Below are 9,481 nucleotides of genomic sequence, written 5' to 3' on the forward strand. Positions count from 1 at the left end.
CGGGGGCAAATCGAGGCAAAACTAAGGACCCTATTAACCGCGAGAGCAAAATGTAATCTGATATAACTTCGCAAAAACTGTAACTCATTACGAAAAAAACGATCTATCCTCCGCTGCCCTGCTTCCAGGGCAGTTGTTCAGAGGTTCCTCAAGGGTGACGGGTATGTCAAATTTTCCTCGGTGCGATTTTATTTGCGCGCCGTCAGCCGCGCCCGGCCGATCAATTGCCCGCCCTCGGTTTCGACATCGAGGCGCAGTTTCGCCCGGGCTTCGAGGTTGTCGAAGACGTAGGTGGTCCACAGCCGAAAGCCTTGCTCGCGTCCACCGGTCACTTCGATCAACGGCGAGTCCCAAACCAGCAAACCGTTCTTGTGCCAACGGTGGCGCACGCGCTCACGCAACCCCAAGGGCGCCTTGATCGCCGTTAAAGCGTAAACCTGCCGCTTGCGTCCCGCTTCGATCTTTCCGATGGGCGGCGTCAGACGCATCTCGGCGCGCTCATAGCCCGCGCCAAATTCGGCGCTGACCAAACGCAGCGGCGCCGGCGGAATGTAGGAGCGGCCGATCTCGACGAAAAACAACATGACCATCGCCGCGAGCGCCGCGCATGAATAACGCCAACGTTTCGAGTTGGGAAACAGATCGAGCAAACTGATCAAGCCCAAAGCGGCAAGCAACGCGCCCAGGCGCGCCGTCCAAGTGTTACTGACGCTGAGCAGTACCGGCAGCATAACGTTGACCAGGGCAAAAAGATTGAAAGCGAAGAACAGCGCGGTCAAGATCCGACTCGCCGACAGATGGCGGTCGTAAACCACGTCGAGGGTCGAGAGCAGTGCCGAGACCGCCAACGCGACAACGAAAATAAAATTCCGCGAGCCGAAGGTCGAGCTGGCGTAGTAAATCGGCAGCACGAAGAACAGCGCCTGCTGGTAAAGATTTTTATTGAAGTAGTTGACCACCAGCCGCAGCCGCGGCGCCCAGCGCTCCGGCAGCCACGGCTGGCGCAAAAGTTTCGGCAGAAACAAACTCGACAGCCAAATAAAGCTCACGTGCAGCACGGTCACGCGCAGATAATTATGATTGCGCGCGCCGAGCCACATGATGGCGATGCCCAAGAGCAGCGCATAACCGCTATGCAGCCACCAAAGTTTTTCTTTGTGGCGCTGAAACCAAGCTCCAAGTGAAGTTTTTGCGACGACTGTGGGATTTTCGCTGACGCTGGGAGAGTCCGGCATGTTGAAAAAGTAAGGAGTCAGGAGTGAGGAGTCAGGAGTGTCCGGACCTTTCTTTCACCTTACTCCTTACTACTCACTCCTTACTTCTTTCGAAGTCTACGGATACAGTTCTTTCAGAAGACCGCTCTTATCGAGCGTGTCGAGAAAACGCATGTCGACGAACTGTTCCGGCTTCGCCGTCTTGGCCGCGGGAACGGTCTTGGCCAGATCTTCCAGCACGTTGACCACGCCGGCCATGTTGATCGCCGGAGTTTTTTCCAACACCTTGGTCATGTAGAAATCGTAAGCTTTCTGCAGCACGACTTGATCGGTGATCTTGGTGTATTTAGCCAGCGACTTATAGGTGAACTCGCGGTCGGTACGGGCGCGATGAATGCCGCGCGTGTAGGCGCGCATGAAGCGGTTGATCACATCCGGCTTGCTGCGAATGATCGAGCCCACCGCCACCAGCGCCGGATTGGGAAAAGCGTAATCCATGTCGGTGATGCTGATCAGTTCCTTGAAGCCGGCTTTGTCGATGGCGAACTGCGTCGGCGGCGACACCACGCCGCCTTCGATGGAACCGCCCTGCAAACCGGCCGCCACCGTGGCCATGAAGCCCAACTGAATCAGCGTCAGGTCTTTGTCTGGATTGATGTTGAACTTACGCAGCGCGTAGCGCACCGAAATATCCGGTGCTGAACCATAGCGGGTGATACCGATCTTCTTGCCCTTGAGCGACTCGACGGTTTTAAACTCCGGCCGGACGTAGAGCGAGAAGACCATTTTGTTGCCCGAGTTGCCGATGATTTTCAGATCGGCGCCCGACAGCGCGGCGGCGATCGCCGAGCTGCCGTTGAGCGAGCCGATATCGATTTCACCGGCGACGGTAACCTGCGCCAACTGCGTGCCGCTGGGAATCAAAATAATATCGTCGGCCAAACCTTCCTTGGCGAAATATCCAGCATCGTGCGCCACCCAGATCGGCGTGTAAGCGCCGCTGATGGAGCTGTAACCGATACGAATGCGGTCGGCGGCCGGCGCCGATTGCGCGACCAAAAGCAAAACCAAGATTGCCAAAACAATTCGCCTCATGTGAGTCCCTTCCATTTAAGTCGCGAAGCCGTATCGCCACCTACTATTCCAGGAATCCAAGAATCTTCAAGTAGCAGGGCGCGATTCATCGCGCCCTGCCCGCTCACGGATTCGGATATTCCTCCCGCAAAGGCGCTAAGGCGCAAAGTTAGGACAATCGGATTAAATTTCTTTCTTCCGAACTTGGCGTCTTTGCGCCTTTGCGAGAGATCTTCCGGTTTTCGGCTGCGGCTTTGCCGCCTCATCGCATTGACGCAATTCGCCGCTTCGTAATATGGTGAACGCGATTCAAAGGAGATCAACATGTCCAATCGCATGATCGTCATCGGCATCGGCCCCATCGGCGGCATCATCGGCGGCCGGCTCGCCCGCGCCGGCCACGACATCACGTTTGTCGACATCGACAAAGAACATATCGCCGCGATCCGTGAGCGCGGCTTGCAAGTCGACGTCCCCGACGGGCCGTTCAACGTCAAAATCAAGACTGCCTTCCCAAATGAAATAGAAGGCAAGTTCGACATCGGCTGCATCGCCGTGCGCTCCAACTACACGCCCGATGCGTTGAACACGGTGATGCCGCATCTCGCTGATAACGGCTTGCTGGTGTCGATGCAGAACGGTATCAATCCGCCGCTGCTTCAAGAAAAAGTCGGCGCCGACCGAACGGTAGGAATGGCGATTCGCATGGGCTGCTTTAAAGTCGCCCCCGGCCATCTCCGCACCGCCATCCGCGGCCACCTTTATCTCGGCCACCTGCACGGCCGAACCACGCCGCGACTAGAAAACCTGCAACAAATTCTCAACCCCGTGATGGAAACGGAAATCTCCGACAACATCCTCGGCGTGCTCTGGAGCAAACTCACCTATACTTGTCTTGGCTACTACGGCTCGCTTGCCGACGCGTCGTTAGTAACAACTTGCACGACGGAAGCGCAGCGCCGCGCCATGGCCGACTTCTTCGGCGAAGTCGTCGCCGTCGGCGAAGCGAAAGGCGTACGTTGGATCAAGCTCGCCGAATACAACCCGCCCGACTTCCACCCGCGCAACCCCGCCGACAAACGCCTTGCCGTAGTCAACGACTTCGCCAAAACCTGGAAACCCGACGACCGCAAAGGGCCGCTACGATACGTGCAGAAAAAGCTTCGTACCGAAGTCGACTTCACGCTGGCGTATGTCGTCAATGAAGGAAAGAAACTGGGAATGCCGATGCCGCTGTGCAGCAAACTACTGGAGATCTTTCGCGAACTGGAAGCAGGCAGGAGACAGTTTGGGCAGCAGAATTACGACGAGCTAATTGCAACAAGGAGATGATTCAGTAACAAATTTTGATGCATCGCAAGCCGGCAAGCTCCGGATGGAGAACAATCGCCTGATCGCCGACGGTGCCGTTGAAATCGTGCCTGACAATGCCAAAAATCTCCACATCCGTTTCATCGACCGGCGCGGCCAAAAACTCGCAGTTCTCGATCGACCCGTCGCATTTTTTATTCCCGAGCACATCGCCGATCCGTCGATTCGCACTGCCGGCGAAGAACTCTGGGTCGAAGTCACGATCCCGCGTAAAGGTTCGCCGCGGCCGATCCAGCTCGGCGTGAAGAAAGTCGACGGCTCGATCATGCCGCTAGCGATCCGATAACGCTTGCCGTTTAGAAATTTTTCAATAATGATCGCTCAGGCAGGAGGCTAGCTAGTATGTTCACCAGGGCAAATCGTCAGCGCTCCAAACTTAATCTTTGCGCACTTTCCTCACTAGTCACTTCCCTCGTTCTAGTCACTGCCTCTGCCTTCGCCCAACCGGTGCGCATCGCCGTCGGCGCGGCGAGCGTGGCGTCGTTGCCGACCTGGGTCGCGCAAGACGGCGGCTACTTCAATCGCGAAGGCGTGCCGGCGGAATTGATCTACATTCGCGGCGGACCGCAAACCATGTCGGCGCTGATCAGCGGCGAAGTCCCGTTCGCGCAAATCTACGGCGGCGCGCTGGTCGCCGCGGCATTGACCGGTGCCGATGTCGTGATTGTCGCGGGACTGATCAACACGCCATTCTTTTCCATCGTCACAATTAAAGGCATCGACAAACCGGACGACCTGCGCGGCAAGAAGATCGGCATCAGCACGTTCGGTTCGGCCACCGATTTCGCGCTGCGCTTGGCGCTCAAGAAATGGAACATCAAAGCCGACAGCGAGGTGAGCATCTTGCAAATGCGCGGCGTGCCGGAAATTCTCCCGGCCATGGCCGCCGGCGCGCTCCATGGCGGCGTGATGTCGCCGCCAACCAACATGATCGCCATCCGCGCCGGTTATAAGGAACTCGCCTACCTGCCGCAGATCGGCATTTCGTTTCAGCACACCAGCGTGGCGACCAGTAGAAAATATTTAGAGCGCAATCGGCCGACGGCGATCAAAGTATTGCGCGCCTATCGCGCCGCCGTCGAGCGCATCAAAGCCGACAAAGCCTTCACGATAAAAACCCTGGCGAAATACATGAGCACCCAAGACAACGTCGTGTTGGATTACAGCTACAACACCGCCGAGCCGCTGTTTCGTCCGCTGGCCTACCCGACCATGGAAGGGATACAAGCGGCGCTCGATTTCCTGAGCGACAAAGAGCCGAAGGCAAAACTCGCCCAGCCGAAAGATTTCGTCGATAACAGCTTGCTCGACGAAATCGCCAAGGCGACTCGCTAACGCAACCCGATAGTGAGCATGACAACATCTACCATTCGAGCCATTGTGATATTGGTCCTATCCGTCCTATCGGTCCAATCCACTTCCGCCCAAGAGCGCATCACTCTCGGCTTGACCACGCGCAACGGCAGCACTTCACTGCCTTACGTCGTCGCGGAAGAAAAAGGTTTCTTCAAAGCCGAAGGACTGAACGCGATCATCGTCATCATGCAGAACCAAGTCGTCGTCAACGGCGTGCTCAGCCGCCACGTCGATTACGGCGGGACTTTCTCGAATTTCGTCGGCGCCGCCATGTCCGGCGCCCCGGTGAAGATCGTCATGTCGGTGATGGACGGCGCCGATCATTTTCTCGTCACCAGCCCGAACATCAAGCGCGTCGAAGATTTGAAGGGCAAGACCTTCGGCATCAGCAGTTTTGGCGGCACGCCGCACAGCGAAGCGGTTGCCGTCCTGCGCAAGTACAATTTGAATCCGGAAAAAGACGTAACCTTTTTACAGGTCGGCGGCAGCTCGGCGCGCTACATCTCGCTGGAGAGCGGCGCGATCAACGCCGCCATGCTGGTGCCGCCGTTCAATCACCAGGCGAAAAAACGCGGCTTCAACGAATTGCTCGGTTTCAACGACATCATGAGTATGCCCGTGGGCGGTCTCGCCGTTCACACCCAGCGGATGAAAGAGAAACCCGACGAGATTGTCAAGATGATCCGCGCCCTGATCAAAAGTTTGGAATACATTCGCACGCGTAAAGCCGATATTCTCGCGCTCATCGACAAGCAGTGGGGCATTAAAGAAGCGGACATCCGCGAAAATATGTACAAGGAAATGATCGGTCTGTTCAGCCGCACCGGCATCGGCCCGGATGAAGCGATGCGCAACGTCATCCGGCTGGTGCGGGACACGAGAAAAAATCTACCCGATGCGAGTATCGCCGATGTCGCCGACTGGAGTTTCGCGCGCAAAGCGCAGTGATGGAGACGTGTTCGTGGCTCGTGATCGCAATTCCGTCCGAATACGAACACGATTCACCCACCGAGCTTTTTAAAGAACCCTTCCCGTTCCAATTCATCCATCAACGAATGATCGACGAACTCTTCGGCTCGGCGGTTTTTAAATTCCGCGTTCTGCTCGGCGTAAAAACTGAGCGTGTCGCGCACGCCTTCCAAGTTCACCCGCGGCGGGAAGGAAAAGCGCGGCGCGAAGTAATCGTAGGTCGAACTGACCATCGCCGCGTCGTCGACGCCCATGCGCTTGGCGAATATTTTCATCGTCCGGTCGCGGCTGGTTTTGATAACGTGGATCGCCTCCGCGTAGGCGCGCACGAAGCGTTTCACCAAGTCGCGATTCTCTCGCATGTAGCTGCCCTTCACGTTCAAGGTCGATTGGGGAAAGTTCGCGCTCATGTCGCCCATGTCGGCGAGCACGCGATAGCCGGATTTCACCGCCATGGTCAAATGCGGCGGCGATAAAATGGTCGCGTCGGTGCGCCCGGTCATGAGCGAAGCCAAGCGCGTCGGCGCATCGCCGCCGACGATCACTTGGATGTCGGACAACTTCAGGCCCCACTCTTTTAGCGCCAAGCGCAGCGCCAGATCGTTGGAACCGCCGAAGTTGAGGATGTTGACCTTCTTGCCGCGCAGATCCTTGGCGCTGCGAATCTCGGGGTTGACCACGAACGCGTAGGGGAATTTGTTGTACGAAGCGGCGATGACCTTGAGGTCGGAGCCTTTGACCGCCGCCGCAAGAGGCCCGGTCGCCGAGCCGGTCGAGAACTGCGTGCTGTTGCCGATCAGCGCGGCGATCGAGCGCGCGCTGCCGGTGATCATGATCGCCTCGACGTCGAGATTGTACTTGTCGAAAATTCTCAAATCCTTCGCTACCCACAGCGCGCTTTGAAACCCCGACTGGCCGCCGTAGTCGGCGACGAGTTTATCGGCGGCATGTAACGACGCACTGACAGAACCGACGAGAAATAGTAGGCAAATTTTTCCTGCGCGCCTGAAATTCATCGTCGCTCCTTTAGCGTTCGACTCTTGGTTATCCCCGCCCGCGAATCGCGGGAGTTTGTTGTCCACGACGAGCCGCGTCGACCGAGCAGCTACCAACGACGGCGTCAAAGGGCGTGCGGTTTGCTCTCAGTTTTGGCTGGAGAGCTCCTCGCGCACGATCTTGCGCACGATCTCTGCCGTCAGGCGCTTCTCGGTCTGGCCGAGATAAAATTTCAGCGCGTCGTTGATGAGGGTTTGATACCCCTTACCAGAATTCTCGGACTGGGTCTTGAAGCGCTTTACAATTGCATCGTCGAGATAAATTGTGATGCGTGTCTTGCCAACCTGGGGAATCACCACACCGCGCTTGCCCTTAGAGAAATCATACTCCTTCTTCATACGTCCTTCTTTCTCTCGGTGTCGGTTTTCGAACCGAGATAACCCGAAAATCGTCATCCCGAAAAGTCCAAACCACAACCCTCAGGGAGCCGAATGTGTTGGCGCCCAAAGTTACGAACCGTTGCTCGCGTTCAGCCGATTCGTCTTCAACCGTGACCGCTAAGGGGTCACTCAAAACCCCATCACCCTCAGCAAGTGAAACGCCATGCTTTCTGAGATTTGTGCTGTTCTTCCTGGGATCAAAATTTGCCGTCACCTGTCAAGTGTATGCATATAATGCATATAATGCAAACCCGCGACGCTCTCAAAACAGAGAACTATCGGTCGACGAACAAAGAGAGGAATTCAACTTCTGAACATACAAGAAAAATGGCTTGAGCCAGATGCCTACCGAATTACCTTGTTCGCCCGCACCAGCACATTCGGCGGAATCGTCACGCCGATCTGCTTGGCGGCTATTAGATTGATCACGAACTCAAACTTCATCGGCTGCTCGACAGGAATCTCGGCTGGTTTTGTTCCCTTCAAGATCTTATCGACAAAATCAGCGGCGCGCCGCCATTGGTCCGCACCGTTCGGCGCGTAGCTCATCAAGCCGCCGGCCTCAACAAACTGCCTCTCTGCGTACATCGCTGGCAACCGGTTCTTTGCCGCGAAGTCCAACACTTGACGTTGCTGAGTATTGATAAGTGAAACTGGGTTCGTAATGAGCGCCTGGGCGCGTTCTTTTTTCGCCCGCGCGAATGCGTTGTCAAAATCGTCAAGGCTGCGCACCTCAAGCGATAGAAGTTTGACTCCCAACGCCTTGGCCGCAGCCTCCATCACCGTGAGAGGCACGATGCCGCCCGCAATTCGTTGCCAGAGGAAGGCCACCCGTCCAACCATAGGAAAGGCTTCCTTGAGTAACTCCAACCGTTTGCCATCTAGATCCGGCGTCATCATGCTAAGTCCGGTGATATTCCCGCCTGGTCGCGCCAGGCTGGAAACATACCCACTTCCTACTGGATCTCCAGCAGTAGCGAATACGATGGGAATTGTCGCGCTCGCCTTCTTAGCAGCTAAAATACCCGGTGCGGTGGTGACAATGACGTCAACTTTGAGACCGACCAGTTCGGCTGCAAGGTCAGGCAGCTGTTCGAGTTTCCCTTCCGCGTATCGGTACTCAATGACAATGTTTTTTCCTTCGACGTACCCAATCTCGCGCAGCCGTCGGCGAAATGCTTCGACGCGGGCCGAAATGAAGGACGCGGAGGGCGCGATCAGAATTCCTATCCGGGGAATTCCCGCCGGTTGCTGGGCCTGGGCCGCTTCCGAACCGAATCCGAGAAACCCCGCGGTCCCCGCCAGCGTCGCAGCTCTCAGAAACTCCCGCCGACTCCAGCCGTCGCCTTTCATGTAATTCATATTCTCCCCTCTACTATTTTGTATTTTCGATTATGGGATCGAAGCCACCGGATTGCAGTCCGAAATATCTTTCCCATGTCCTAGTCCCCCAATCCAAAATCTAAAATCCAAAATTATCTTATGACCCTATCCGCCCGCACCAGCACGTTGGGCGGAACGGTCAGGCCGATCTGCTTCGCAGCTTTCAGATTGATGACGAACTCGAACTTCATCGGCCGCTCGACGGGCAGGTCAGCAGGCGTTCTGCCTTTCAGAATCTTGTCCACATACGTAGCGGCGCGCCGCTCCAGGTCGTTCTGGTTCACGCCGTAGCTCATCAGCCCGCCACGTTCCACAGCGCCGCTCTGCGGGTACATCGCCGGGAGCCGGCTCTTTACGGCATGTTCGGCAATAAGTGTTGACTGATCACCAAGCAAAAGACCCCGCAGTAAGAAAACAGCCTCAGCCCTCTCCTTGTTCGCCTCTCGGAACGCAGTCTCGATATCCTTGGCGCTTCGTATATCTAGGTATTGAAGCTGCATTCTGAATGCCTCTGCGGCGCGTTCGATCTCTCTTAAGGAATCTCTGAACAAGTCATCTAGCAAGTCGTCTAATAACGAAGAGCAGAAAGACCGACAAGGTGAGGCGGGAGGAAAGAGCGTGGGGGAGCAGACAACGTTTGCGAGTTTGGCGTGGGCGAGAAAGAAAAAGCAGAGCAAG

Annotated in this window: 11 protein-coding genes; 4 read left to right on the forward strand and 7 right to left on the reverse strand. The window is 56.3% G+C overall.

All coding sequences use genetic code 11. From position 1 onward, the window contains the following. Positions 1–188: 188 nt before the first annotated feature. Positions 189–1,235: a DUF2914 domain-containing protein gene (locus EXR70_23570; protein ID MSP41476.1), complete on the reverse strand. Its 1,047-nt coding sequence runs from the start codon at positions 1,233–1,235 to the stop codon at positions 189–191. Between the two features lie 96 nt (positions 1,236–1,331). Next, on the reverse strand, positions 1,332–2,324 hold the full coding sequence (locus EXR70_23575) for a hypothetical protein (GenBank protein MSP41477.1): 993 nt from the start codon (positions 2,322–2,324) through the stop codon (positions 1,332–1,334). A 288-nt stretch (positions 2,325–2,612) separates the two neighbouring features. On the opposite strand from EXR70_23575, the gene EXR70_23580 reads away from it, so the two are divergent. The 4 genes from EXR70_23580 to EXR70_23595 are packed head-to-tail and all read left to right on the forward strand — an operon-like array spanning position 2,613 to position 5,963. After that, positions 2,613–3,620: a hypothetical protein gene (locus tag EXR70_23580; protein ID MSP41478.1), complete on the forward strand. Its 1,008-nt coding sequence runs from the start codon at positions 2,613–2,615 to the stop codon at positions 3,618–3,620. A gap of 43 nt (positions 3,621–3,663) precedes the next feature. Then, the gene (locus EXR70_23585) at positions 3,664–3,945 is read left to right on the forward strand and encodes a hypothetical protein (GenBank protein ID MSP41479.1); all 282 of its coding nucleotides are present in this window, start codon (positions 3,664–3,666) and stop codon (positions 3,943–3,945) included. A 56-nt stretch (positions 3,946–4,001) separates the two neighbouring features. Continuing rightward, on the forward strand, positions 4,002–4,994 hold the full coding sequence (locus tag EXR70_23590) for an ABC transporter substrate-binding protein (protein MSP41480.1): 993 nt from the start codon (positions 4,002–4,004) through the stop codon (positions 4,992–4,994). Positions 4,995–5,012: 18 nt separating this feature from the next. After that, complete coding sequence (locus EXR70_23595; GenBank protein MSP41481.1) at positions 5,013–5,963, forward strand: ABC transporter substrate-binding protein; 951 nt, start codon at positions 5,013–5,015, stop codon at positions 5,961–5,963. Positions 5,964–6,016: 53 nt separating this feature from the next. On the opposite strand, the gene EXR70_23600 is transcribed toward EXR70_23595, so the two are convergent. The 5 genes from EXR70_23600 to EXR70_23620 form a co-directional block, all read right to left on the reverse strand. Continuing rightward, positions 6,017–7,000, reverse strand: coding sequence for an ABC transporter substrate-binding protein (locus EXR70_23600; protein MSP41482.1), 984 nt, complete (start codon positions 6,998–7,000; stop codon positions 6,017–6,019). 126 nt (positions 7,001–7,126) lie between these two features. Continuing rightward, the gene (locus EXR70_23605; protein ID MSP41483.1) at positions 7,127–7,378 is read right to left on the reverse strand and encodes a CopG family transcriptional regulator; all 252 of its coding nucleotides are present in this window, start codon (positions 7,376–7,378) and stop codon (positions 7,127–7,129) included. After that, the gene (locus tag EXR70_23610; protein ID MSP41484.1) at positions 7,362–7,634 is read right to left on the reverse strand and encodes a BrnT family toxin; all 273 of its coding nucleotides are present in this window, start codon (positions 7,632–7,634) and stop codon (positions 7,362–7,364) included. Before EXR70_23610 ends, EXR70_23605 begins: the two co-directional genes overlap by 17 nt. 131 nt (positions 7,635–7,765) lie before the next feature. Next, complete coding sequence (locus tag EXR70_23615) at positions 7,766–8,782, reverse strand: ABC transporter substrate-binding protein (GenBank protein ID MSP41485.1); 1,017 nt, start codon at positions 8,780–8,782, stop codon at positions 7,766–7,768. Positions 8,783–8,895: 113 nt separating this feature from the next. Then, the coding region (locus EXR70_23620; GenBank protein MSP41486.1) for a hypothetical protein at positions 8,896–9,481 on the reverse strand (586 nt) is incomplete at its 5' end.

It is taken from the genome of Deltaproteobacteria bacterium, from assembly GCA_009692615.1.
Classification (GTDB): Bacteria; Desulfobacterota; Binatia; order UBA9968; family UBA9968; genus DP-20.